At 39.6% G+C, this 24,053-nt stretch carries 27 protein-coding genes; 22 read left to right on the forward strand and 5 right to left on the reverse strand.

Annotated features, from left to right (window positions below; genetic code table 11):
• Positions 1-7: 7 nt before the first annotated feature.
• Both tatC and tatA read right to left on the reverse strand, forming a co-directional pair.
• Entirely contained in the window at positions 8-751 is a 744-nt protein-coding gene (gene tatC, locus HCB49_RS00545; protein WP_185531352.1) for a twin-arginine translocase subunit TatC, read from the reverse strand.
• Positions 748-927, reverse strand: coding sequence for a Sec-independent protein translocase subunit TatA (gene tatA / locus HCB49_RS00550; RefSeq protein ID WP_003723213.1), 180 nt, complete (start codon positions 925-927; stop codon positions 748-750). Before tatA ends, tatC begins: the two co-directional genes overlap by 4 nt.
• A gap of 308 nt (positions 928-1,235) precedes the next feature.
• Between tatA and HCB49_RS00555 the strand changes: the two genes are divergently transcribed.
• The 6 genes from HCB49_RS00555 to HCB49_RS00580 all read left to right on the forward strand — a co-directional run bounded on the left by HCB49_RS00555 (position 1,236) and on the right by HCB49_RS00580 (position 6,930).
• The gene (locus HCB49_RS00555) at positions 1,236-2,720 is read left to right on the forward strand and encodes an FTR1 family iron permease (RefSeq protein WP_185603777.1); all 1,485 of its coding nucleotides are present in this window, start codon (positions 1,236-1,238) and stop codon (positions 2,718-2,720) included.
• Complete coding sequence (gene efeO, locus HCB49_RS00560) at positions 2,717-3,877, forward strand: iron uptake system protein EfeO (protein WP_185531354.1); 1,161 nt, start codon at positions 2,717-2,719, stop codon at positions 3,875-3,877. Before HCB49_RS00555 ends, efeO begins: the two co-directional genes overlap by 4 nt.
• 17 nt (positions 3,878-3,894) lie before the next feature.
• Positions 3,895-5,160: an iron uptake transporter deferrochelatase/peroxidase subunit gene (gene efeB, locus HCB49_RS00565; protein WP_185603779.1), complete on the forward strand. Its 1,266-nt coding sequence runs from the start codon at positions 3,895-3,897 to the stop codon at positions 5,158-5,160.
• 72 nt (positions 5,161-5,232) lie between these two features.
• Complete coding sequence (locus HCB49_RS00570) at positions 5,233-5,742, forward strand: NUDIX hydrolase (RefSeq protein WP_185603781.1); 510 nt, start codon at positions 5,233-5,235, stop codon at positions 5,740-5,742.
• A gap of 96 nt (positions 5,743-5,838) precedes the next feature.
• Entirely contained in the window at positions 5,839-6,558 is a 720-nt protein-coding gene (locus HCB49_RS00575) for a YebC/PmpR family DNA-binding transcriptional regulator (RefSeq protein ID WP_003723220.1), read from the forward strand.
• A 36-nt stretch (positions 6,559-6,594) separates the two neighbouring features.
• Complete coding sequence (locus HCB49_RS00580) at positions 6,595-6,930, forward strand: zinc ribbon domain-containing protein YjdM (protein WP_003729075.1); 336 nt, start codon at positions 6,595-6,597, stop codon at positions 6,928-6,930.
• A 39-nt stretch (positions 6,931-6,969) separates the two neighbouring features.
• Here HCB49_RS00580 and HCB49_RS00585 read toward each other — a convergent pair whose 3' ends face one another.
• Positions 6,970-7,683: a GntR family transcriptional regulator gene (locus HCB49_RS00585; protein WP_003723222.1), complete on the reverse strand. Its 714-nt coding sequence runs from the start codon at positions 7,681-7,683 to the stop codon at positions 6,970-6,972.
• 156 nt (positions 7,684-7,839) lie between these two features.
• On the opposite strand from HCB49_RS00585, the gene HCB49_RS00590 reads away from it, so the two are divergent.
• The 4 genes from HCB49_RS00590 to HCB49_RS00605 all read left to right on the forward strand — a co-directional run bounded on the left by HCB49_RS00590 (position 7,840) and on the right by HCB49_RS00605 (position 11,210).
• A complete protein-coding gene (locus HCB49_RS00590) occupies positions 7,840-9,282 on the forward strand; it encodes a glycoside hydrolase family 1 protein (RefSeq protein WP_069002424.1) in 1,443 nt (480 codons plus the stop codon).
• Complete coding sequence (locus tag HCB49_RS00595) at positions 9,275-10,609, forward strand: PTS sugar transporter subunit IIC (protein WP_012951193.1); 1,335 nt, start codon at positions 9,275-9,277, stop codon at positions 10,607-10,609. Before HCB49_RS00590 ends, HCB49_RS00595 begins: the two co-directional genes overlap by 8 nt.
• Before the next feature lie 17 nt (positions 10,610-10,626).
• On the forward strand, positions 10,627-10,929 hold the full coding sequence (locus HCB49_RS00600) for a PTS sugar transporter subunit IIB (RefSeq protein WP_185603782.1): 303 nt from the start codon (positions 10,627-10,629) through the stop codon (positions 10,927-10,929).
• Positions 10,930-11,015: 86 nt separating this feature from the next.
• On the forward strand, positions 11,016-11,210 hold the full coding sequence (locus tag HCB49_RS00605) for a hypothetical protein (RefSeq protein WP_003723087.1): 195 nt from the start codon (positions 11,016-11,018) through the stop codon (positions 11,208-11,210).
• A gap of 38 nt (positions 11,211-11,248) precedes the next feature.
• Here the strand turns inward: HCB49_RS00605 and HCB49_RS00610 are convergent, their stop codons facing one another.
• Complete coding sequence (locus tag HCB49_RS00610) at positions 11,249-12,169, reverse strand: helix-turn-helix transcriptional regulator (protein WP_185603783.1); 921 nt, start codon at positions 12,167-12,169, stop codon at positions 11,249-11,251.
• Between the two features lie 101 nt (positions 12,170-12,270).
• On the opposite strand from HCB49_RS00610, the gene HCB49_RS00615 reads away from it, so the two are divergent.
• From HCB49_RS00615 to HCB49_RS00640, 6 genes are all read left to right on the forward strand, one after another.
• Entirely contained in the window at positions 12,271-12,690 is a 420-nt protein-coding gene (locus HCB49_RS00615; RefSeq protein WP_185603784.1) for an effector binding domain-containing protein, read from the forward strand.
• 257 nt (positions 12,691-12,947) lie between these two features.
• Entirely contained in the window at positions 12,948-13,199 is a 252-nt protein-coding gene (locus HCB49_RS00620) for a hypothetical protein (protein WP_185603785.1), read from the forward strand.
• A 3-nt stretch (positions 13,200-13,202) separates the two neighbouring features.
• Positions 13,203-13,574 (forward strand): hypothetical protein, encoded by a 372-nt coding sequence (locus tag HCB49_RS00625; RefSeq protein ID WP_260479502.1) that lies wholly within the window; start codon positions 13,203-13,205, stop codon positions 13,572-13,574.
• Entirely contained in the window at positions 13,565-15,187 is a 1,623-nt protein-coding gene (locus tag HCB49_RS00630; RefSeq protein WP_185603787.1) for a T7SS effector LXG polymorphic toxin, read from the forward strand. Before HCB49_RS00625 ends, HCB49_RS00630 begins: the two co-directional genes overlap by 10 nt.
• A gap of 47 nt (positions 15,188-15,234) precedes the next feature.
• Positions 15,235-16,068 (forward strand): hypothetical protein, encoded by an 834-nt coding sequence (locus HCB49_RS00635; protein ID WP_185603788.1) that lies wholly within the window; start codon positions 15,235-15,237, stop codon positions 16,066-16,068.
• Between the two features lie 31 nt (positions 16,069-16,099).
• Positions 16,100-16,858, forward strand: coding sequence for a hypothetical protein (locus HCB49_RS00640; RefSeq protein WP_185603789.1), 759 nt, complete (start codon positions 16,100-16,102; stop codon positions 16,856-16,858).
• Positions 16,859-16,901: 43 nt separating this feature from the next.
• Here the strand turns inward: HCB49_RS00640 and HCB49_RS00645 are convergent, their stop codons facing one another.
• Positions 16,902-17,663 (reverse strand): DeoR/GlpR family DNA-binding transcription regulator, encoded by a 762-nt coding sequence (locus tag HCB49_RS00645; protein WP_185603791.1) that lies wholly within the window; start codon positions 17,661-17,663, stop codon positions 16,902-16,904.
• 195 nt (positions 17,664-17,858) lie between these two features.
• On the opposite strand from HCB49_RS00645, the gene iolA reads away from it, so the two are divergent.
• The 6 genes from iolA (at position 17,859) to HCB49_RS00675 (ending at position 24,037) form a co-directional block, all read left to right on the forward strand.
• A complete protein-coding gene (gene iolA, locus HCB49_RS00650) occupies positions 17,859-19,325 on the forward strand; it encodes a methylmalonate-semialdehyde dehydrogenase (RefSeq protein ID WP_185603796.1) in 1,467 nt (488 codons plus the stop codon).
• A 12-nt stretch (positions 19,326-19,337) separates the two neighbouring features.
• Positions 19,338-20,159: a 5-deoxy-glucuronate isomerase gene (gene iolB, locus HCB49_RS00655; RefSeq protein WP_185603797.1), complete on the forward strand. Its 822-nt coding sequence runs from the start codon at positions 19,338-19,340 to the stop codon at positions 20,157-20,159.
• A gap of 16 nt (positions 20,160-20,175) precedes the next feature.
• Entirely contained in the window at positions 20,176-21,153 is a 978-nt protein-coding gene (iolC, locus tag HCB49_RS00660) for a 5-dehydro-2-deoxygluconokinase (RefSeq protein ID WP_185603799.1), read from the forward strand.
• An 11-nt stretch (positions 21,154-21,164) separates the two neighbouring features.
• On the forward strand, positions 21,165-23,081 hold the full coding sequence (gene iolD / locus HCB49_RS00665; RefSeq protein WP_185604483.1) for a 3D-(3,5/4)-trihydroxycyclohexane-1,2-dione acylhydrolase (decyclizing): 1,917 nt from the start codon (positions 21,165-21,167) through the stop codon (positions 23,079-23,081).
• A 122-nt stretch (positions 23,082-23,203) separates the two neighbouring features.
• Entirely contained in the window at positions 23,204-23,575 is a 372-nt protein-coding gene (locus HCB49_RS00670; RefSeq protein WP_185603800.1) for an iron chaperone, read from the forward strand.
• Between the two features lie 93 nt (positions 23,576-23,668).
• Positions 23,669-24,037 (forward strand): hypothetical protein, encoded by a 369-nt coding sequence (locus tag HCB49_RS00675; protein ID WP_149056611.1) that lies wholly within the window; start codon positions 23,669-23,671, stop codon positions 24,035-24,037.
• Positions 24,038-24,053: the final 16 nt, after the last annotated feature.

Below are 24,053 nucleotides of genomic sequence, written 5' to 3' on the forward strand. Positions count from 1 at the left end.
TGAAATCTCAAGGCATCTTTTTCGCGTTCATTTCCTTATTCATTCGCCGAACCGTAAGCCCGGACACGACAATACTAATCTCATACAGCCCAATCAGCGGTACGGTAATCATCAAATGCGATAAAATTTCTGGCGGGGCGATGAATGCGGCGATAATCAATAGGCAAAAATAAGCATATTTTCGCGAGCGGCGCATGCCGTTTGGGGTTATCAGCGACAATCTTGTCAGCAGCATAATCACCATCGGAAGCTCAAATAAAACACCAAATGAAAGCACGATTTGTAGCAAAAATTGAAAATAAGTCGCGAGGCCAATCGTCGTTTCAACGCCAAGTTCGGCTGCAAATTGAAACATAAATTTTAATATAAATGGGAAAGTGATTAAATAAGAAAAAACAACACCAAACAAAAAAAGCAAAAAAGTAATCGGAATATAGCGCAAAGTAATTCGTTGTTCGGCTGCATGTAGCCCCGGTTTCACGAAGGCCCATAATTGATATAAAATAACTGGAAATACTAAGACGAGTCCAATAACAAACGCCATTTCAATATAAATTTGAAAAGCATCTGTGACTTTGAAAACGTGCAAAATCACTTCTTTTGGCAGGTCATCTTTTTGGAGAAATAAAATTAGCGGCTTGGAAACGAAAAGCCCCACAAAGAAAGCGAGAAAAAAGGATAGCAGGATGATTAATAATCTGGTGCGTAGTTCTTTCAGGTGTCCAGTGAGGCTCATGGAAACTTCGGTCACGGGCGTGGATCTTCTTTTTTGGTTTCTTCTTTGGAGTCATCCATCATGCCTTTGGTCGCATTTTTGAATTCGCGAAGTGTGTCACCGGCAGCTCTACCAAGCTCTGGCAGTTTTTTAGGTCCAAAAATCACAAGGGCAGCTCCGACAATTAAAGCGATACTTCCTGGTCCGATCATTTCGATTTCCCCCATTCTTATATTGAAAATGATAATCATTATCAATCAATTCTAAATCGAAAGTTAGCAGATGTCAATCTGTTTTTCTGGTCGTAATTTTAACGGTTACTTTATTGAACAAAATGCGACTAAATGAGCTTGTTTCATTACAGAACCATTTCCTGAAATTATAGTTTTAAAAGAAGCTTCGATGATAATATTGAAGGTTTTTGTTTACTTTCAACTTTGAAAAAATTTATTGACTTTTGCGAACACAAAGAATATGATAATGATAATCATTATCAATTAAAAAGGAGGACGATTTGAATATGGCTCAGAAGCTTTTAGGGCGATTTGCATTACTATTAGGCATTTTTGCGGTAGTTTTGACTATTGGTTTTAGTGATGTAACTGCTGCCGAAAAGCCAAATATTGATAAACCTGTAAAAGCACTGCAGCAAACAGAAACGGCGGTGGAAGCTGCTGATTATGATAAAGCGAAGGACTTGTTTCAAGAAGATAAATTATGGTGGTCGCAAAATAAGCAGACTGTCAAAGAAAAATCGTACGACTTGGCTGGACAGATTGACCGGCAAATTGCGGAAATATCACTTGGAATTTTAAATAATGATAAACAGCAAACGATGGATGGGATTACTGCGCTGAATAATTTGCTCAAGACCTATCAAGAGGGTACATATACGGATAATGAAGGAAATACCAATATTACTTTATCAAGCTACATTGCTAAACTGACTACGACGAAAAAGCTGATAGATGAAAAAGATTGGGCAAAAGCGGCGACACAAATTCAAGATTTAAAAACAGAGTGGCTCGCGGTGGAAGGTGATGTGGTCAGCCAATCGCAAGCGGCTTACGACAATACCGAGCGCGATTTAATGCTGCTTGATGCTTATATTAATGATCCTGCAAAACAAGCCAAAACTGCAGATGTTCTGGACGGGATGACGGAGGAGCTAAAACCTTTTGCGGATGTGACTTACACGTGGTTCGATGCTGCGTTAATCCCGTTTCGCGAAGGACTGGAGGCACTTTTGATTATCGCAACGCTTCTTACTTATACAAAGAGAACGAAGACACGCACGGCGAAAAGATGGATTATAGGCGGAACGGCAGCTGGTTTGGTGGTAAGTTTGGCGCTCGGTATGGTCGTGGCGTTTTGGCTATCGGCACTTGCCTTTGGAGATAATAACAATTTGATTAACGGTTGGGCTGGGCTGATTGCAAGTATTATGATGCTTTATGTTAGCTACTGGTTGCACCGAAATTCGGATATTACTCGTTGGAATAATTACATGGAAGGTAAGAGTAACCAAGCTCTTTCGAATGGAAAAATGATTTCTTTTGCCTTTTTAGCCTTTTTAGCGATTTTGAGGGAAGGTTTAGAAACAGTTGTCTTCTTAATTGGTATGGTTGGGCGGATGTCGAATTTTGAATTATTGATGGGGATTTTGGCTGGGCTTGGCGTGTTATTAATCATCGCTTTTGTGATGTTGCGATACAGCGTACATATTCCTGTGAAGCCATTCTTTATAATTTCGAGCGCGATTGTGTTTTATCTATGCTTTAAATTTATGGGGTCGGGAATTCATAGTTTGCAACTGGCGGGAGTCATTCCGACATCGGTAGAAGATTACTTGCCATCCATTCCAGCGCTTAGTATTTACCCATCATGGTATAGCTTTTTACCACAAGTATTACTCGTTATTTTTGGATTAATTATTTTAATAAAACAACAAATTAAAAAAAGAGCTGATTCTAAAAAGGAATTGGCACAAGGGGGCAAATCATGAAAAAATTGATTATTGTTATGTTGACTATTTTTACAGCGGTGTTGGTTGTTGGATGTAGTGGGACGGGAACAGCGGACAAGGCGGAAACGAAAAAGGAAACAACGAAAGAAAGTAAGCAAGCAAACGCGGTCAAAAAAGAAGTAAAAGAAATGAAAACCAACTTGGATGAAGTGAAAAAAGCCATTGCGGACAAAGATAAGAGTGCACTTCAATCTAGTGCGGCAGATTTACATAAACATTGGTTAGAGTTTGAAAACAACGTCCGTGATTTGTATCCATTACAATATACGGACGTCGAAAAATATGAAACACCGATTTTCTATGAATCAAAAAATGATAACCCGAATTTTGATACGTTAAATGACAACGCGACTGGACTTGACGGGGCGTTAGATACGCTTGAAAAAGCCAAAGAAACCAAAGCGAAAACTTCTGAAGTGCTGGATAAAGCGGTAGATAACTATTCTAAATATGTGACGGAGCAAGTAGATGAATTCGTTGCCCAAACCGAAATTTTCACAAATGCCGTAAAATCCGGTGATATCGAAAAAGCAAAAGCAAGCTATGTTTCGCCGCGCTTGAATTACGAACGCATTGAGCCAATTGCGGAAAGTTTTGGTGATTTAGATCCAAAAATCGATGCTCGGATTAACGATGTGGAAAACGAAGCGGACTGGACTGGTTTCCACGTCATTGAACGCGCGCTTTGGGAAAAGAAATCGCTCGAAGGCATGGATGTTTACGCGGATAAACTTTTAACAGATGCGAAAGCACTTCAAGCCGAAGTGAAAAACTTGAAATTAGAGCCAAAACCAATGGTCGCAGGTGCGATGGAATTACTAAATGAAGCCGCAACGACTAAAATTACTGGGGAAGAAGAAGCATACTCGCACACAGATTTAGACGATTTAAATGCGAATGTCGAAGGTTCAAAAGTAGTTTACCAAGCGATCATTCCGGCGTTAAATGCACAAGATAAAAAATTAGCTGACCAAATTGATGCAGCTTTCAACAAAATGGAAGACACGTTAGCGAACTACAAAAATGGCGACTCATTCGTACTCTATACAACCTTAACGAAAGACCAAATTCGCGAAATCAGTGACCAATTGAGCCACCTTTCCGAATTAATGGCGCAAACAGGGAAAATTTTCTAAGCATAGGAAGGAAAACGATGACAGATAAGAAGAGCGAAAATCAGACGGAAAAGACAGAAGCCAAGGAAAATAAAGGAATGACTCGGCGCGAAATGCTGAAACTTTCTGCTGTAGCTGGGACCGGGATTGCTGTTGGGGCAACCGGTCTTGGCACGATTTTAAATGTGGTGGATCATGTGGACAAGGCGCTCACTCCGAAAGAAAAGGCGGAGACAGGCGTACCGTTTTATGCGACGAATCAAGCGGGGATTATTACTGCGCAGCAAACCTATTGTTACATCGCCAGCTTTGATATTCAAACGGAATCGCGGCAAATTTTGCAAGATCTATTTGTGAAATGGACAAAATTTGCTGATTTGACGGCGAGTGGTGGGGTTTTGCGAGATGTGGATAATGATATGTTACCGCCGAACGACACTGGGGAAGCAGATGGGCTGGGCATTTCTAATTTTACTGTAACACTTGGTTATGGCCCGACTTTTTTTGAAAAAGATGGCAAAGACCGGTTCGGTGTTAAGGCGAAAAAGCCGAAGTATCTGGAAAAAATTCCCCATATGGCGCATGATAGCTTGGATGAGGCTTATTCTGACGGCGATTTATGCATCCAAGTGTGCGCCGATGATCAGCAAGTAGCTTTCCACGGAATTCGTAATTTCATCCGTTTAGCGAGCGGCGTCGCAGTTGTTCGCTGGATTGAAGAAGGTTTTCTCAGCGCACCAAAAAACGAAACACCGCGCAATCTGTTTGGTTTTAAAGACGGAACGGCAAACGTTGACCACGACTCAAAAAAAGGCTACAAAGACGTCGTTTGGGCGGAAAATGACGAACCAGAATGGATGCAAAACGGCAGCTACCTCGGCTATCGCAAAATCCAAATGCTCATCGAAATTTGGGACCGCTCATCCTTACTTGACCAAGAAGACACATTTGGTCGAAAAAAAGCATCCGGCGCCCCGTACCACAAAAAACATGAGCACGATAAAGTCGATCCGAGCAAACTGCCAGCTGATTCTCATGTGCGTCTAGCCAAAGACACCAAGCAACAAATGCATCGCCGCGCCTATTCTTACACAAACGGCATTGATAAAAGTACAGGAACGATTGATGCCGGCTTATTATTCATCTGTTTCACCCAAAATCCAGCCAAACAATTTTTGCCAATGCTAAGTATCATGGGGAAAATGGATAAATTAAACGAATACACCGTCCCAATTGGAAGCGCGATGTTTGCTTGCCAAGGCGGACTTGCTCCCGGAGAAATTTTTGGAGAAAAACTACTTTAGTCTAAGGTTCGCGAGCCTTAGACTTTTTTTGTATAATGAAAGCAAGTCAATGATTAGAGGGAGCCGATTTTAGTGGAAGAATGGGATTTGCTAAATGAAAATCGTGAATTAACCGGGAAAACGCATATACGCGGTGAAAAACTAGCGCCCGGAGAACTTCATATGGTCATTCACGTATGTATTTTTAACGAAAAAGGGCAACTTTTAATCCAAAAACGCCAAAAAGATAAAGAAAGTTGGCCGAATTATTGGGATCTTTCTGCGGCGGGTTCTGCGCTAAAAGGCGAAACAAGTCGCCAAGCTGCTGAACGAGAAGTGCAAGAAGAACTAGGTATTGCAATTGATTTAAGTAACACCCGTGCCAAATTTAGTTACCATTTCGAAGCAGGATTTGATGATTATTGGTTTATTACGAAAGACGTGGAACTTAGCGACTTAACTTTACAAAAAGAAGAAGTAGCGGATGCCCGTTTTGTGACTAAAGAAGAGTTAGAAATGTTAAGAAGTTCGGGCGAATTCATTCCATACTTCTTTTTAAATCAACTTTTCAGCCTGAAAAATGCCACAACTATTCACTTTTAACGAATATAACTAAATTTCCACTTAACAAATTCGTTTCCTACACTTATAATAGTACAGAGACATGAGAAAAACTCCAATTAGAAAGCGAGTGGTAATATGGGCCGTAAATGGGCAAATATTAAAGAGAAAAAAGCGTCAAAAGATAAAACAAATAGTCGTATCTATGCGAAATTTGGAATTGAAATATATGTAGCGGCTAAATCAGGCGACCCAGATCCACATTCCAACCAAAAATTACGTTTTGTTATTGAACGTGCAAAAACATACAATGTGCCAAAACATATTATTGACCGCGCAATCGAAAAAGCGAAAGGCACTGGCGATGAAACATATTCAGAACTGCGCTATGAAGGCTTTGGTCCAAATGGTTCGATGATTATCGTAGACGCACTGACAAATAATGTGAATCGTACGGCATCCGATGTTCGCGCAGCTTATAGCAAAAACGGCGGCAACATGGGCGTAAGTGGTTCAGTAGCTTATATGTTTGATAATACAGCCATTTTTGGTGTTGAAGGAAAAGACGCGGATGAGTTATTAGAACTTTTAATGGAAGCGGATATTGACGTTCGTGACATTTTAGACGAAGATGGCCAAGCGATTATTTATGCAGAACCAGAAGATTTCCACAAAGTACAAGAAGGTTTGAAAGCGGCTGGAATTGAAGAGTTCACAGTAGCGGAAATCGAAATGATCCCTCAAAACGATATTCAATTATCAGGTGAGGATTTAGAAAAATTCGAGAAACTAATTGATGCTTTAGAAGACCTAGAAGACGTGCAAAAAGTATATCATAACGTCGAATTAGAAGATTAACAGCCAACTATTACAACAATCGGAGGAATTGATAAAATGTCAAAATTACCAAATTGCCCAGAATGTAACTCAGAATATGCCTATGAAGATCGCGGCTTATTAATCTGCCCGGAATGCGGCCATGAGTGGAGCGCTGTAGCAGAAGAAGCTACCGAAGAAAAAGTGTTCAAAGATGCAAACGGCAACGTACTAACAGATGGCGATTCTGTCACAGTCATCAAAGATCTAAAAGTAAAAGGCGCATCCAACCCAATCAAAATGGGAACAAAAGTAAAAAATATCCGCCTAGTTGACGGCGACCACGACATTGATTGCAAAATCGACGGCTTCGGCCCAATGAAATTGAAATCAGAATTTGTTAAGAAAATATAAAAAAACAGCGATTCTCTACTAAGAGAGTCGCTGTTTTTATTAATTCTGCACAAAAACCGTTTCAAACACAAACGATTCATACGTATGGCGCGTTATCGAATATTCGAACACACGACCATCCTCTAAATGCGCTAATTTTTCAATTTCCATCATAAAAGTAGGTTCTTCTAAATCGAGGAGCTTGCTATCCTCTTGATTCGATTTATCCCCGCGTACCCAAACATGCGCACTCTGCATCTTAAGTTTCAAATCATCCCGAATATAATTATAAATCGAGTCCTCTAAATGACGCGGTTCTAAACCCGGAATAATCGCCAGTGGCATATAAGTATGTTCGATGGAATAGGCTTTATGACCAACTTCTCTCATCCGAATAATTCGATAAATATAATCATCCTGCATCTCTAATTTTTCTGCGACTTCTTTCGATGGTTTTTCAATGGAAAATAAAATAACTTTCGATTTAATGTTGTCTTTTCCAAATGTATTTACGAGTCCGGACATTGGGCCTAGTGCGAATTCTCCGCCGTTAGTAGAATGAGATTTCACGAAAGTACCAGCACCACGTCGTCTAATAACCATACCTTCTTGTACAAGCATATCCAGCGCTTTTTTGACAGTAAGTTTGCTGCAATCGTAAACGCGTGCCAGACTATCCCCGTCAGGCAATTTCTCGTTAATTTCGTATTTGTTTTGGTTGATTTTATCACGGATATCTATGTATATTTCCATGTATTTAGCCATTCCCGACATTTTATTGGCCCCTTTACTGATGTAATAAGCATAGTATAACATATACTTTTACAAAAAGGTATCCCTATGACTAAAAGTATATATCTTTTTATAAAAGTATTGTTTTTTAAATAAATGTATGCTATATTTATTTTGACAAAAGGGAGGCCATAAAAAATGAAAGAATTATTAACGTTTCCAAAAGATTTTTGGTGGGGCTCTGCGTGGTCTGCGGAACAAGCAGAAGGTCGCGGCGACACCGGTAAGGCAAAAACTGTTTGGGAGCATTGGTTTGAAACAGAACCGAATCGCTTTTACGAAGGCGTAGGTTCAGAAATCACAACAGATCATTTTAATCGGTATAAAGAAGACGTACAGTGGATGAAGAAAACAGGACAAAATTCGTTCCGGATTTCGATTTCATGGGCGCGAATGTTTCCAAATGATGGTGTTGGCGAAGTGAACCAGAAAGCGATTGCGTTTTATCGTGATTTACTTACTGAAATGAATGAAAACGGTGTCAAACCATTCGCGAACTTATACCATTTCGATATGCCCGTTGCACTTCAAGACGCTGGTGGCTGGGAGTCGAGAGAAGTTGTTGATGCCTATGTTCATTTTGCGGATACTTGTTTTAAAGAATTTGGCGATTTAGTTTATCACTGGTTTACATTTAACGAACCACTTGGTCCGATTCTTGGCGGGTATTTAGAAGATTTCCATTATCCGAATCAAATTGACTTCAAACGAGGGGCACAAGCTGGTTTTAACACGATTTTGGCGCATGCGTTAGCCATTAAAGCATTTAAAAAATTAAACTTGTCATCAAAAATCGGCGTTATTTTAAACCTTAGCCCGACTTATCCACGGAGCCAAAACGAATACGATTTAGAAGCAGCAGAAATTTGTGATGCTTTTTACACGAGAAGCTTCTTGGATCCGATGGTTAAAGGAACTTTCCCAGAAAAATTAGTTGAAATCATGCGCGAATATGATCAAATGCCGGAATATACGGAAGAAGATTTGACGATTATTAAAGAAAATACGGCGCAAATTCTTGGCCTAAATTACTATGAACCAAGACGCGTCAAAGCCCGTTTAACGGCAATTAATGAAAAAAGTCCGTTTTTACCAGATTGGTTTTTTGAACCGCATAATATGCCAGGCAAACGAATGAATATTTACCGCGGTTGGGAAATTTATGAACGTGGGATTTACGATTTATGTATTGATATTCGTGATAATTACGGGAACATCGAATCATTTATTTCTGAAAATGGTATGGGTGTAGCGAATGAAGAGCGTTTCTTAAATGAAGAAGGCCAAATTCAAGATGATTACCGTATCCAATTCGTCAAAGATCATTTGGCTTATGTACATCAAGCGATTGCAGAAGGTTGCGATATTAAAGGGTATCACCTGTGGACATTTATTGATTGTTGGTCATGGATTAATGCGTATAAAAACCGTTACGGACTCGTTTCACTTGATGTTGAAACTGGCAAACGCACCATGAAGAAAAGTGGCGAATTTTATAAAAAAATGAGTGACATGAACGGTTTTGAATATGAAACAAGCAAACTAGTTGGGACGAAAAGGGAGGAAACAACTAATGGCTGAAACGAAAAAGAAGTCGATTGTTAATGGATTTATTAATGTAGCGCAACGTCTTGGTGGTCAGATTCATTTGCGTTCATTGCGTGATGCTTTTGCGAGTATTATGCCGTTCATGATTTTAGCTGGTTTTGTCACACTGATTAACTATGTTATTTTAGAACCGACTGGATTTATGGGCAAAATTATTAACCCAGATACACTTAGAACTTGGCAAGAGATTGGTATTTCAATCGGAAATGGTACGTTAAGTGTTATTACGCTTTTAGTCACTGTGGCGATTTCGTATCATTTATGTTTGAACCGCGGCTATAAAAACGTCATTGCGCCGATTCTTGTCGCATTATCTTCATTTATTGTCGTAACACCGATCGCGATGACGTTCCTTCCAGAGGGTGCGTCCAAATCAATCGAAGTACCAAATGTTATTCCAGTTAGTTACACTGGTGCGTCAGGTATGTTTGTCGGTATCATCGTTGGTTTAATTGCAACTGATTTATTCATTAAATTATCGAAAAACAAACGCATGCAAATCAATTTAACAGGAAATATTCCACCGGCAGTTATTAAATCATTTAACGTATTAATTCCGATTATGATTACGGTTATTATTTTCTCGGTTATGTCATTTGCCGTTAATCAAATTTTCAGCATGGACTTTAACACACTTGTGACGACGATTATCACAAAACCACTTAGCTACGTAACGACAAGTCTTCCAGGATTCTTGCTGATTACTTCTATCGCTAACTTATTCTTCGGTTTAGGGATTCACCAAGCAGTTATTTCTGGTCCGTTACTAGATCCATTTTTACTGCAAAATATGCAAGAAAACATGGTTGCCTACGCGAATCATCAAGAAATTCCGCATATTATTAATATGGCTTTCAAAGATACATTTGCGGTTATGGGTGGCTCCGGAAACACGATTGGCTTATTAATTGCCATTTTCATCTTTGGGAAACGAAAAGATTACAAAGATATCTCGAAACTATCCGCGGCACCATCACTATTTAACATTAGTGAGCCAATCATCTTTGGTCTACCAATTGTGTTCAACCCGTTACTTATTATCCCGTTCGTATTAGCGCCAATTTTCTCTTTAACAACAGCGTATTATGCGACGGCAGCAGGTTGGATTAATCATGTAGTCGTGCAGACCCCGTGGACAACACCGCCGATTATTTCAGGTTTCTTAGCAACTGGTGGAGACTGGCGCGCGTCCGTTCTCCAAGTAATTATCATTGTTGTGACAGTCTTTATCTACCTGCCATTCCTGCGCATGGATGAAAAAGTTGCTTTTGCTACAGCTCAAAAATCAGACGCAAAATAAGGAAGGATGTTTAACCAATGAAAAATATTTTATTAGTATGTAACGCGGGTATGTCCACAAGTTTCTTAGTAGAAAAAATGAAATCAGCGGGCGCAGACCAAGGCATTGAAGCAAATATCTGGGCTGTATCAGACGCTGAATTACACGAAAACTGGGAAAAAGCAGATGTCATTTTGCTTGGACCACAAGTTGGTTATTTAAAAGGCAACACAGAAAAAGTAGTAGGCGGAAAAATTCCTGTCGAAGTAATTAATATGCTAGACTACGGCCGTGTAAACGGAGCAGCAGTGCTGGAAAGAGCAATCGAATTAATCGGTTAAAAAAGTAAGGGAGTGTGGCTTATAGTCGCACTCCTTTTTTATCGGCCAAGAAAGTGTTATAATGTGTGAAAAGGAGCGGAATTATTATGAAATATGTAAAATCACAAATGAAAGAGCTTGTAAAAGATAGCGTAGACTTGCAAGAACGCCTTCAAAAGCTAATGAAAGAAATGGACTTAGAAAAAACTTTCGCTTTAAAAGCACTTTATCATTCAGAAGTAGCTGACGGTGGCGCATACCAAACAGCGTATCAAGATTTGGATTATAAATATAAAGATTAACATCAAATGGCTCTGCTAAACAATTAGCAGAGCCATTTTTAGATATATTTTCCTTGTATTTCCTTTAAGTAGTCAATAAAATTATCGTAAAAGTCATCACGGTTTTGAATGGTTACATGCGTTCCAAGTTGGAGCAAAAAGCGGTACCCAGCCTCATGATCAGGAAGCGTCACTTTTGCCAAAAAATGCGCGTCATCTTGCTGCGAAATTTCGACTAGATCAAAGCGTTCGATGATTTGCTCGCGGGCAATTTTGTCAACAATCAAACTAACTTCATGCATCAAAAACATCGGTCTGTCGGGTGGTGCGCCAAAGGGTTTTACACTAAAAGGACGTACTTCAAAAGTTTCTTCTAGCGTTTTTAGTTCAACAATCCGCGACATTTTAAACGTCCGAAAATCACTGCGCTCTAAGCTGTAACCCTGCAAATACCAAGAACGATTCCTAAACAGGAGGTGATAAGGCTCCGTTTTACGAACGGTTTGGTTGCCCGTTCGATCAATGTAGCTGAGTTCCACGAGTTGATGTTTTTTAATCGCTAAATACAAACTTTCGACTTTAGCATTTAATTCGTTTTTCATGGATAAATTGGAGAAATCGAGCGAAATGGAGCTTTTAGGCGGTTCGCTTGAATGGTCGAGCATATTTTTCATTTTTTGCAGCGTTTTTTTTGTTTCGGCGGAAGAAAGTAACTGCTCCATCCCGTCCAAACTTGCGATAATCGCTGTTAAATCATCTGCTGTCAGAAGCTTTTTATCGACTTTGTAGGTGGGCATGATTCCGATGCCGCCTTTCGTTCCAGCAATCGTGTAAATCGGGATATTCGCCATCGCGAGTGTGTCAATGTCGCGGAAAATAGTACGTTTGGAAACCTCAAACATTGTAGCCATTTCAGAAGCACTGACCAGCTCGCGTTGGAGGAGCAGCATAATAATTCCGATGAGTCGCTCGATTTTCATTTTTTTCTCCTTTGTTTTGGAATGATGACAGACAGTTGTCATCATTCGCGTGTTATAGTTACATCATATCAAAGTTAAGTAACTTTTTGGAGGGAAATATTATGGCATTTGAAATCGTTGAATTAAAAAAAGAAACATTTACAGGAAACAAAGTAGAAATCCCTGAATTTGAACCACAAAAAGGCTTTGGCCCAATGAGCGAAATTAAAGAAGCAGCCTACACAAAATTTGCGAAAAATGAAAAAAATTACGTTGGCATTAACGCAAGTCTTGATGGCTTACAATATTACATCGTAGCAAGTACAAACGGCGAAAACGGCGACACTACTTTCGACATTCCAGAAGGCAAATACGCAAAATTCGTAACAAGCGAAACAGACCGCCCAGCACTTGATGGCTTCATCGGCGCATCTTACGGCGAAGTAGGCCAAAGTGATACGGTCGGTATTGCGGGATCGTTTAATTTGGAGGATCTTAGAGAAGCTGAGTTTACGCTTTATATTCCGGTTGTTAGTAAGTAAGTTGAGGAGATCCCTTTCGGTGGAGAGGGGTCTTTTTTGTGCCTATAATTAAAAGTAAAGTGAAAAAACTCACTAAAAATAGCGATAGTTGCCTATTTTTTTGCGCAGAGATTCACAAATTGCTCACAAAATTAAAGGGCTGCAAATGCTATAATATAGTAAATAGTAAATTTAATACAAAGTTTCTAAATTCAAGGTGTTATTTGAATAATGAAATCCTTTTTTATTAAATAAAGAGAGAAGGGGGAGGGATTACAATGGGAAAAATAGCCTCCAATATAAGTTCAACTTTTGCAGCTGTATCTGGTGTGAAATCAGTTTCTGTGGGCAAAGGTGAAGAAGTTTCTATAGAAAAAAGCAACGTTTCGAGTATGAAGTCTGGAGAAGAAGTCAATAATCAATTGTTGCCTAATTTAGTTGATTTAGTTGAGTGTGTACAGGCACAAAGTGAAAAATTTCCGAAAATTGCTGAAATGATGGTGCTAAAGGACAATCAAATCAAATTTTAAGGGATGAGAAAATTGAATGAGAAAACAAATGATCAAGAGCGAGCAGTTTATAATCAATTAATTATTCAAAAAGAAAATCAGATGGATCGGTTGCTAGAAGACCAAAAGGAAATTGAAAAGTCGCTTTATCAATTAGATGAAGATTTTCAAAGAGGTTTTCAGCAATTAAGGTGCTTGAATGAGAATAATAATGGTCTGGACAAGGTGAAGTATTTTCGAGCTCAACAATGGGATGATGATTTGGAGAGTAGGCTTCGACGTCAAGTGCAGGATGCTCAGGAAGAATTTAATTATGTTTTTCAAAAAGAGATACACGAAATGGATGATGAACGAGAAGAATTATACAAAAAAAGGAGCGAGATTCCTTGGGACTGATTTATTCAAGTGGCGATTCGGAGCAGCTGATTGAAGCACTCTCTAAAAATTTAGCCAGTGGAAAAGATGTAATCACACAACTAAAAGCGGGAAGTAAGAAAATTATTAAGGCTGTGGATGGACGGACATTATCGGGAGCGGCTTATACAGCTGGGAAGGATTTATTTGCTAATCTTGTGTTACCTACAATTGAAAAAGTAACATCAGCTTGTGATACAATTGAACAAGAATTACACAGATACCAGTTATCCAATTCAATAGTTTCAAGTGAAGGCTACCTTGATGAGGATAATTTAAAGCAACAAATTGAGGCTAAGAAAGATATGAAGGCATCAGCAGAAAGAACTGCTACCATAATGAATATAATGATGAGGACAAGTGTAGCTACAGCATTATTTGATACTGCACAAAATCGTAAAAGAGAGTTAGACCAGATATCTGAAGTTTTTCAGCAGGATATTGAAGAACTTCAGAAGAAACTAGAGAAGTTATATGAATTTGATGGACAAACAAAAAAATTATTTACTAGCAGCCTTGATGAAATGAAATTAGCGATGCAAGGTGTTTTAATTTTAAATAATACAGCTGTAAATAGCGATGGGAGTTATCAACTTCCTGCTGGAGTAGATAAAAGCTGGTTTACTGAATTGAAAAGTGAAAAACAACAAAATGAAATGATAGAGAAGGAAAAGAATGCAGCAATTAAGGGGTTAAACGAGTTATTTGAGAAAAATCCAGCAGTGGCTATTGAAAAAATCAAAAATAATGATCGGTTATTCGGTTATGTAATCGGAGCTTTAGATAAGTTCCCGGAAGGACTTCAAAATGCAGCGCTTGGAATCTTTATTGCACAAGAAAGTTGGAATAAGCTTCCAAAAGATGTCTCTACAAAAGTATTAAATAGTCCTAAATTCGCAACATATATCAGTAAAACATCCATCGCCACCCAAGCAATTGTCTATAGTGGTTTAATCAAACTAAACGAAAAAGGGTGGAATGTACTCGCTCCAATGGGTTATACAATGAAAATTTTATCTAAGACCAGCGAGGGCGCAAAAGTAATAGCTGGATCTAAAGTAGGGTTTGATTTATTTAAGAAATTAGGGCCAGTTTCTGATTTTATTAAAACTCATAAAGTTGCATTGGAAGGTGCTGTTTATGTTGGAGACGGCTTAACGATAACAGCTTATGCATACGAAGAATACATTAACCCTAAAAGTCCGGCATATGGGGATGCAAGCAAATCTGTGTATGGTGGATTAAATATGTTCCTGCAAAACGCAGGTCCTCTTGAGGGGGCGCAATATGCAGGACCAATTGGAGCTATCGGGGGTTTTGTTAATTATTTTGGACAAGGTGGAGGACTATCAGATGTACCTTTACTAAACAAAATTCCTTTTATCAAAAATGGTTTGATTTGGATAGATGAAAAACATACATTTATATCTGAGACTGAAAAGAAAGAATGGCTAGAGAAACAATATGAAATTTATGATGAAAGAAAAAAACATTTAGATGAAGGAAATATTGGTGAAATTAAGGAAGATTGGTTTGGACAGCAAAAAGGACGTGTTGATGTAGGGGATTTTAACAACGGACTTCCCAAGTGGTAATGATAAGTTATAGAGATAGTTGAGATGAAAAAGATTAGGGGTGCAGAATGGGAAAAAAAAATGAGTTTTTATCTTCTGTTTCTTTTGAGGAAGTAAAAAAAACCCTCAAATTAAAAGATATCTACGAAGTCATGAAAGGCGATAAAAAGCAAAGTTTCTCTATTGAACTGAAAAAGATAATTATCCTGCTGCTAGGATTAGCATTTCCAGTCTTAATGGTATGTAGTTTTGCTATAGATTTTGCAGGAGGCAGTTTCATTATTGCGAATAGTATCGTGATATCAGCAGAATTACTTATTATTCTTTTAATGTGCTATCAGCTTTTCAAAGCATATCCTCCTTTTCTAAGGAATTATGGGTATAAAACCTATTGCTATTCAATAGCTAAACTAGCCTATATTTCTTATTTTGCAGTAGGGCTTGGAATGACGAAAGGCAATTATATGATTAATTTTTCGGTATTTTTGATTACGATATTAGTTTTTCTGTATCTTTATAACAAGGTGGAGAAAAATATGATTTTAGAAGAAATTAATAAGACATTCAAGCAGAATTATAAAACTTCCAAAATATTAACTATCATGATGAAAATTTCCGGATTTTTAGTTGTAGTTGCGTTAGTTGGTATGCAATTTTATAGAATGAATAAGTCTTGGATTATGAATCTAACTGGGGTTAATGATGTTGTTACTAGTAACGGAATAGATGACATGATAGGTATTGTTTTTGGAATTCCGCTATTACTGGTAATTACTTTAATCCCAACGTTTTTTCTGTTTAAAGCAAACCTTTTCGTTCGGGGGAAAGTGATAGAAAAATATGCAGAAGAATTTCGGGAGACAACTAATTTTACAGAGAAAGAATGGTACGGAGAAAAATAGCTTTTAACAATGGCCTCCCAAGGTGGTAGAGATGATGAAAAATGTGAGTTATGAAGAAGCGCGACATGCAATCAGTCCCAAAGAAATCGAACAACTTAATACAAAAAAGAAACATATATCTGGCTACATAGGTAAGATAGCAGGAAGTATTTTATTTGCCTTATTACTATGTTTACCAGCAATTAATTACTACCCAATATACCCGGCAGTAGCTTGTATTCTTTTAAGTGGTTTGTTAATTAAATACGTTGCTTTAAAACCTATTTTCAAAGTAACAAACTATAACTTGGTATTATTTTTAGTGTGGCAAACTGCTGCAATCTTTTTTATGATTGTTTTTTTACGAGTAGAGGCAGATAGATATCACTTGATTCCATTAGTTTATATTATTTTGGGCTACGGAGGTTCTATTTTATTAATTCGGGCTCGAGTGAATACATATGTGAAAGAGATATTTGAAACGACAGCTAAATCTGGAAAAAGGGTATTCTCAAATACAATTACTAAAATTTTAGGAGCTTTTCTAGTTCTTGTTGTGATTGCTGCTCTATTTTATCGTGGAAATAAATGGTGGCTCATGAACATGGATGCCGCAGTAGGAAATTCGAGTTTTCTAGAATATGTTGTGTGGGGAGTCGGTTTGTTAACGTTGCTTATTGGCTTTACTTTATTGCCAACTTTGTTATTTTCGCCATCTCAATATGTAAAAGCAAGATTGATAGAAAAATATGCAGAAGAATTTCGGGAGACAACTAATTTTACGGAGAAAGAATGGTACGGAGAAAAATAGCTATAAATCACAAAAGTCCCTTTCATAGGAAAGGGGCTTTTAACTAAACCAACCTCACCAAAACCCCAACATCCTCACAATACCCCAAACACCCACCAGCCATGTCCTTCGACGTAACCAACCAATCAAATTCCGCCAGCTCCCCGTAAGTAAGCAAAGCCGACTTATCCACCTTCGTATGATCCACCAGCAAAAATTTCTCCGTAGCTTTTTCCATCATATGGCGCTTAATCTCATACTCCAAAATATCCGAGTTCATCACCCCGTGCGTAGTCGAAAGCGCGGTTGCGGCCATGAAAGCTTTCGTAATATTGTATTTCTCGAAAAATCCCCAATTCTCCACGCCAACAAAAGATTTAGTACTCGGTTTAAAAGTTGAGCCAATAACAATCAATTTTACATTATCCATTTCGCTCGCAAAATTAATCACATCTAAGCTATTGGTAATAATAGTAATCTCCTTATCCATTGGCAGAGCCGCAGCGAGACAGCTGGTTGTTGTGCCGGAATCAATAAAAATCAAATCATTTTCTTCAATAAAATCAGCCGCCTCTTTTCCGATAAGCTGTTTTTCCAGATGATTTTCCGTATCACGATTTTCAAATGGGTGGATTTCTTCGGGATTATTATAAACAGAAACGACGCCACCATAGACTTTCCGGATGGTATTTTTTTGGAGCAGTTTGGCAATATCGCGGCGAACAGTATTTTTGGAAACATTGAATTGTTCGCATAAATCATCGAGGCTAACACTGCCTTTTTCGTGAATTAAATTTTCTATCGCTTGAATGCGTTGTACTTTCATTTTAAATTCATCCTTTGGCAAAATTATTTCAATTACACTATTTATAACACATGCTCAAAAGGTTATCAACTGTGATTTTTTATGGTGAAGTTAGTGACAAAAATTAAATTGACTCTTCAATTTTATTGGCTTAATATGGGGGTATAAATCGATTGATGGTTAACTTATGAGTAATTTTAAGTGGAGGGATTATTTATGGCAGATGTACGGAAATTAAAGAATTATATTAACGGTGAGTGGGTCGAGAGTAAGACGGATAAATATGAAGATGTCATCAACCCAGCGACGGGTGAAGTGCTGTGCCAAGTGCCGATATCGACACGCGCAGAATTAGATCAGGCCGCTGTCATTGCAGAACAAGCTTTTGAAAAATGGGGCCAAGTTGCTGTGCCAAGACGTGCGCGCGTATTATTCGGATTCCAACAGTTACTCATTCAACATAAAGAAGAACTAGCAAGATTAATTACACTTGAAAATGGTAAAAATTTATCCGAGGCACGCGGTGAAGTGCAACGCGGAATTGAAAATGTTGAATTCGCGGCGGGAGCGCCAACGTTGATGATGGGTGATTCGCTGGCTTCGATTGCAACAGATGTGGAAGCGGCAAATTATCGCTATCCGGTTGGGGTTGTTGGTGGAATTGCGCCATTTAACTTTCCGATGATGGTTCCTTGTTGGATGTTCCCAATGGCCATCGCGCTTGGTAACTCATTTATTTTAAAACCATCCGAAAGAACGCCACTTTTAATGGAGAAATTGGTGGAATTATTTTCTGAAGCAGGTCTTCCGAAAGGTGTGTTCAATGTAGTATACGGTGCGCATGATGTGGTTAACGGTATTTTAGAGAACGAAATAATTAAAGCGGTTTCTTTTGTTGGTTCTAAGCCAGTTGGCGAATATGTCTACAAAACTGGTAGCGCGAATTTGAAACGTGTGCAGGCTTTGACGGGCGCGAAAAACCATACGATTGTGCTTAATGATGCGGATATAGAAGATACTGTGACGAATGTTATTTCAGCGGCATTTGGATCAGCTGGCGAACGTTGCATGGCGTGCGCGGTTGTCACTGTGGAAGAAGGAATTGCGGACGAGTTTCTAGCGGCACTTCGAACAGCGGCGCAAAATGTGAAAATTGGCAACGGGCTAGACGATGGCGTTTTCCTCGGTCCTGTCATTCGCGAAGAAAATCAAAAACGCACGATTGCTTATATTGAAAAAGGCATAGAAGAAGGCGCGAAATTAACAGTAGATGGCCGGGAGACTGGACTTTCTAAAGGGCATTTTGTTGGACCAACAATTTTGGAAGAAGTGACGACGGATATGACAATTTGGAAAGACGAGATTTTCGCACCAGTTTTATCTGTCATTCGTGTGAAAAACCTCCAAGAAGCAGTTCGGGTGGCGAATCAATCTGAATTTGCGAACGGTGCTTGTATTTTCACAAATAATGCCAAAGCAATTCGCTACTTTAGAGAAAAAATTGATGCTGGAATGCTTGGTGTGAATTTGGGCGTACCTGCTCCGATGGCGTTTTTCCCATTTTCTGGTTGGAAATCATCCTTTTATGGAACGCTTCATGCAAACGGCAAAGACAGCGTAGATTTTTACACGCATAAGAAAGTTGTTACTGCGAGATATTCATTAAAAGGTTACGAAGAATAGGAGGGCGCAAAAATGGGCAAACTGTTACGAAAACCGTTAAATGAAAAAATAGCGCCTGGCATTACGCTTGTGCAAGATATTAACCAAGGAAATTCGCCGCTAAGTTATGTTGGATTTCGGTTGATTGAATTGGAAAAAGATGCCGTTTATGAGGAAAACTTAGATGAGCTTGAATGTTGCATTGTCGCGCTTACTGGAAAAATTTCGGTGAGTGAGGGCGACCATATTTTTTCGGAAATCGGCACAAGAGCGAACGTTTTTGAAAAAATTCCGACTGATAGCGTGTTTATTTCTGGTGGACGGATGTTTCAAGTGAAGGCAGACTCTGAAAAAGCTCGTGTGGCGCTTTGCTATTCACCGGCTGATCGAGATTTACCGACAACGCTTATTAAAGCAAGTGATAATTCGATTGAGCAGCGTGGTAAATATCAAAATAAACGACTGGTACATAACATTTTGCCAGATGTGAGTGAGGTTGCGAGTAGTTTGTTGGTGGTGGAAGTGTATACCGATGGCGGGAATTTTTCTAGCTATCCGCCGCATAAACATGACCGCGATAATTTGCCAGCAGAGTCACTTTTGGAAGAAAGTTATTATCATGAAATTAATCCTGAGCAAGGTTTTATTTTCCAGCGCGTCTATACGGATGATCGTGCGCTTGATGAAACGATGGCTGTGGAGCACCAAAATGCAGTTATTGTTCCGGAAGGCTATCATCCTGTTGGAGTTCCAGACGGATATGATTCGTACTATTTGAACGTAATGGCAGGGCCGAAGCGGGTTTGGAAGTTCCACAACGATCCAGATCACGAATGGATTTTAGAGCGAGACTAAGAGGAGGACTTGGAGCATGAATCTTAAAAAACATAGCGAACGAAAATTTGATTTAATCACAGTAGGGCGCGCGTGCATTGATTTGAATGCGGTCGAATACAATCGTCCAATGGAAGAAACGATGACATTTTCGAAATATGTAGGTGGATCGCCGGCGAATATTGCGATAGGAACTGCGAAACTGGGATTAAAAGTCGGTTTTATCGGTAAAATTTCGGATGATCAACATGGTCGTTTTATTGAAAAATATATGCGTGATTTAGCGATAAATACGGATGGAATGGTGAAAGATACAGAAGGCCGCAAAGTTGGTTTGGCATTTACGGAGATTAAAAGTCCGGATGAATGCAGTATCTTGATGTACCGCGAAAATGTGGCTGATTTATATTTAGCTCCGGAAGAAATTTCAGAAGACTATATCAAAGAAGCCCGCGTGCTGCTCGTTTCTGGTACAGCCTTGGCGCAAAGTCCGTCGCGGGAAGCTGTTTTAAAAGCAGTTAGTTTAGCTAGGGAAAATGATGTGATTGTTGCTTTCGAGCTGGATTATCGCCCTTATACTTGGAAAAACACCGAAGAAACAGCGGTTTATTATTCACTTGTCGCGGAACAGGCGGACGTGATTATTGGAACGCGTGACGAATTCGATATGATGGAAAACCAAGTCGGTGGCAACAATGAAGCGACAAAAGCATATCTTTTCCAACATCAAGCAGAAATTGTCGTCATCAAGCATGGCGTGGAAGGCTCGTTCGCATATACAAAAGCAGGCGAAACATTCCAAGCACAAGCATATAAAACAAAAGTACTTAAAACATTTGGCGCAGGGGATTCCTATGCATCGGCATTCTTATACGGTTTGTTTAGTGATGAAAGCATCGAAACAGCGCTTAAATACGGAAGCGCGGCAGCTTCGATCGTTGTTAGCAAGCATAGTTCTTCGGATGCGATGCCAACAGCGGACGAAATTAAAGCGCTCATTGCGCAAGCCGAATAGGAGGGATTATGGTGACCGAAAAAACGATTCGATTAACTACCGCGCAAGCTTTGGTGAAATTTTTAAATCAGCAGTATATTGAGGTGGACGGAGAAGTGGCGCCGTTCGTGGACGGGATTTTCACGGTGTTTGGCCATGGAAATGTGGTAGGAATTGGCCAAGCGTTAGAAGAAGACTCAGGTCATTTAAAAGTGTATCAAGGGAAAAATGAACAAGGCATGGCGCATGCGGCAATTGCCTATGCAAAACAAAAAAATCGCCAGCGCATCTACGCGTGTTCCGCATCAGCAGGACCAGGTTCCGCCAACCTCATAACCGCAGCTGGAACCGCACTTGCGAACAATTTACCAGTATTATTCTTGCCAGCCGACACATTCGCAACCAGACAGCCCGACCCAGTTTTGCAACAACTAGAGCATGAGTCGAGCGCGGCGATTACAACCAACGATGGCTTCCAAGCAGTTTCCAGATACTTCGACCGCGTGCAGCGACCAGAACAACTCATGAGCGCCCTGATTCGCGCTTTCGAAGTAATGACCAACCCGGCGAGCGCCGGCCCAGCCACAATCTGTATCGCGCAAGATACGGAAGGAGAAGCATTCGATTATCCAATCGAATTTTTCCACAAACGAATTCACTATCTCAATCGGCAAATTCCGACAAAGCGTGAACTAACCGAAGCAGCGCGACTCATCCAAGCGAGCAAAACTCCAGTTATCATCGTCGGAGGTGGCGCCCGCTATTCAGATGCGCGCGAAGAATTAATCGCCCTTTCCGAGCAAACCAACATTCCGCTCGTCGAAACACATGCCGGGAAATCAACCGTTGAGTTTGACTTCAAAAACAACCTAGGTGGTACTGGAATCCTCGGCACGCTAGCCGCTAATAAAGCTATCCGTGACGCTGATTTGGTCATCGGAATTGGCACGCGCTACACCGATTTCACAACCAGTTCCAAAACTGCATTTGACCCAGCAACCAAATTTATCAATATTAACGTCAGCCGCATGCAAACATACAAACTAGACGCTTTCCAAGTTGTCGGCGACGCCAAAGCTACCCTTGCCGAACTCGCGCCACTTTTAAAAGGCTATCAAAGCCAATTTGGCGACAAGATTGCCGCATACAAAGCAGAGTGGCTCGCAGAAAGAACGCGACTACAAAACACGAAATTCAACCGAGAAGCTTTCACACCAGAAATCAAAGATCAATTCGACCAAGCAACCCTAAACGAATACGCCGACAGCTTGCAAACTGAATTCACGCAAACCGAAGCACTCATCACGATTAATGACACCGTGGCCCCAGATAGCATCGTCGTTTGTTCGGCCGGCTCACTTCCAGGCGACCTGCAACGACTTTGGAATCCAGCCGTACCAAACACCTATCACCTAGAATATGGCTATTCCTGCATGGGCTACGAAATAAACGGAGCCCTCGGTGCAAAAATGGCCGCAACAAACAACCAAGAAGTTTATTCCATCGTTGGCGATGGTAGTTTCTGCATGTCGCACTCAGAACTACTAACATCCTTACAATACGGCAAAAAAATCAACATCATGCTCTTCGATAATTCCGGATTCGGCTGCATTAACAACCTCCAAATGGCAAACGGCAGTGACAGTTTCTTCTGCGAATTCCGCGATAGCGACAACCAAATTATGCAAGTCGATTACGCCAAAATTGCAGAAGGGTACGGCGCAAAAGTCTATAGAGCCAACACCAAAGAAGATCTAATCAGAGCACTGGAAGACGCAAAAACACAAACCAAAACCACTTTAATCGATATGAAAGTATTACCAAAAACAATGTCAGAAGGCTATCTTAACTGGTGGAATGTGGGAGTTTCCGAAGTTTCAAACAAAGCAAGTATCAAGCAAGCTTACGAATCAAAACAAGCAAATCTGAAAAATGCTCGACTATATTAAGTTAAAAAAAACAAGTCCAACGCAGGACTTGTTTTTTATTTGTCCTTCCCAATAGCCACGCCTTGCATCGCCCCAGTTTTTCTTTATAATAAAAGTAACTGTAAGATGAAGGAGGAAATAATATGGAAGCTTTTGCAGAATATTTAGCTGAGATTGAAAACCCAGACCACCGCGCACGAACGCAAGAAGCTTTAACATGGGTGGCGGAAACTTTCCCAGACTTAAAGCCAGAAATTAAATGGAATACACCGATGTTTACAAAAAATGATACGTTCATTATTGGCTTCTCCATTGCAAAACAGCATATGAGCGTTTCCCCAGAAGCTGCTGGAATTGAGCGTTTCGAAGCGGATTTAAAAGAAGCGGGTTATAGCCATACAAAAGGCATATTCCGAATTACCTGGGCCAAACCAGTCGATTTTGACCTATTGGCAAAAATTATCGAGTTTAATATTCAAGATAAAGCAAATTATACTAGTTTTTGGCGTGTTTAAATGATTTTTAGTTACATTGTCGCGTAGTAAATCCAGATTTTTTATGCCATAATTAATAAGCTAAAATGTATTTTTATAAAAGAGTGGTGTGAAATGCGTATTTTTTGTGGGATTATGTCAATCCAAGCAGGTTTTATTGGTGCTCTTGCTGAAATACTAAGCCCTGACAGTAAAAAGAATAACTTGTTTATGATACCGGAAGATCTTGCGGCGTCATCAGGCTATTTAATGTCATTAGCGATGATTTTAGCAGGAATCCTAATTATTTGTGCTTATCGAAATGATTTTCTAATATTTATGGCACTAGTTTTATGGCTCTTTGGACTTATTTTTGGACTAATATTCACCCCGAGCTATTCGGGCTTCTATTTCCGTCCAATTGTATGTTTAATAAGCTTTTTAATGGGCCTATTTATTTTCACAGATTATACAAGACATCAAGACACGAGTGAGGAAAGGTGAGCGAAATGCTCATCTT

The organism is Listeria cossartiae subsp. cayugensis (assembly GCF_014229095.1).
Classification (GTDB): Bacteria; Bacillota; Bacilli; order Lactobacillales; family Listeriaceae; genus Listeria; species Listeria cayugensis.

Excerpts from the sequence above, each read along its gene's own strand:
- tatA (WP_003723213.1), bottom strand. The coding sequence starts at position 927 with ATGATCGGACCAGGAAGTATCGCTTTAATTGTCGGAGCTGCCCTTGTG.
- HCB49_RS00555 (WP_185603777.1), top strand. The coding sequence starts at position 1,236 with ATGGCTCAGAAGCTTTTAGGGCGATTTGCATTACTATTAGGCATTTTT.
- efeO (WP_185531354.1), top strand. The coding sequence starts at position 2,717 with ATGAAAAAATTGATTATTGTTATGTTGACTATTTTTACAGCGGTGTTG.
- efeB (WP_185603779.1), top strand. The coding sequence starts at position 3,895 with ATGACAGATAAGAAGAGCGAAAATCAGACGGAAAAGACAGAAGCCAAG.
- HCB49_RS00575 (WP_003723220.1), top strand. The coding sequence starts at position 5,839 with ATGGGCCGTAAATGGGCAAATATTAAAGAGAAAAAAGCGTCAAAAGAT.
- HCB49_RS00580 (WP_003729075.1), top strand. The coding sequence starts at position 6,595 with ATGTCAAAATTACCAAATTGCCCAGAATGTAACTCAGAATATGCCTAT.
- HCB49_RS00585 (WP_003723222.1), bottom strand. The coding sequence starts at position 7,683 with ATGTCGGGAATGGCTAAATACATGGAAATATACATAGATATCCGTGAT.
- HCB49_RS00590 (WP_069002424.1), top strand. The coding sequence starts at position 7,840 with ATGAAAGAATTATTAACGTTTCCAAAAGATTTTTGGTGGGGCTCTGCG.
- HCB49_RS00595 (WP_012951193.1), top strand. The coding sequence starts at position 9,275 with ATGGCTGAAACGAAAAAGAAGTCGATTGTTAATGGATTTATTAATGTA.
- HCB49_RS00600 (WP_185603782.1), top strand. The coding sequence starts at position 10,627 with ATGAAAAATATTTTATTAGTATGTAACGCGGGTATGTCCACAAGTTTC.
- HCB49_RS00605 (WP_003723087.1), top strand. The coding sequence starts at position 11,016 with ATGAAATATGTAAAATCACAAATGAAAGAGCTTGTAAAAGATAGCGTA.
- HCB49_RS00610 (WP_185603783.1), bottom strand. The coding sequence starts at position 12,169 with ATGAAAATCGAGCGACTCATCGGAATTATTATGCTGCTCCTCCAACGC.
- HCB49_RS00615 (WP_185603784.1), top strand. The coding sequence starts at position 12,271 with ATGGCATTTGAAATCGTTGAATTAAAAAAAGAAACATTTACAGGAAAC.
- HCB49_RS00620 (WP_185603785.1), top strand. The coding sequence starts at position 12,948 with ATGGGAAAAATAGCCTCCAATATAAGTTCAACTTTTGCAGCTGTATCT.
- HCB49_RS00625 (WP_260479502.1), top strand. The coding sequence starts at position 13,203 with ATGAGAAAATTGAATGAGAAAACAAATGATCAAGAGCGAGCAGTTTAT.
- HCB49_RS00635 (WP_185603788.1), top strand. The coding sequence starts at position 15,235 with ATGGGAAAAAAAAATGAGTTTTTATCTTCTGTTTCTTTTGAGGAAGTA.
- HCB49_RS00640 (WP_185603789.1), top strand. The coding sequence starts at position 16,100 with ATGATGAAAAATGTGAGTTATGAAGAAGCGCGACATGCAATCAGTCCC.
- HCB49_RS00645 (WP_185603791.1), bottom strand. The coding sequence starts at position 17,663 with ATGAAAGTACAACGCATTCAAGCGATAGAAAATTTAATTCACGAAAAA.
- iolA (WP_185603796.1), top strand. The coding sequence starts at position 17,859 with ATGGCAGATGTACGGAAATTAAAGAATTATATTAACGGTGAGTGGGTC.
- iolB (WP_185603797.1), top strand. The coding sequence starts at position 19,338 with ATGGGCAAACTGTTACGAAAACCGTTAAATGAAAAAATAGCGCCTGGC.
- iolC (WP_185603799.1), top strand. The coding sequence starts at position 20,176 with ATGAATCTTAAAAAACATAGCGAACGAAAATTTGATTTAATCACAGTA.
- HCB49_RS00670 (WP_185603800.1), top strand. The coding sequence starts at position 23,204 with ATGGAAGCTTTTGCAGAATATTTAGCTGAGATTGAAAACCCAGACCAC.
- HCB49_RS00675 (WP_149056611.1), top strand. The coding sequence starts at position 23,669 with ATGCGTATTTTTTGTGGGATTATGTCAATCCAAGCAGGTTTTATTGGT.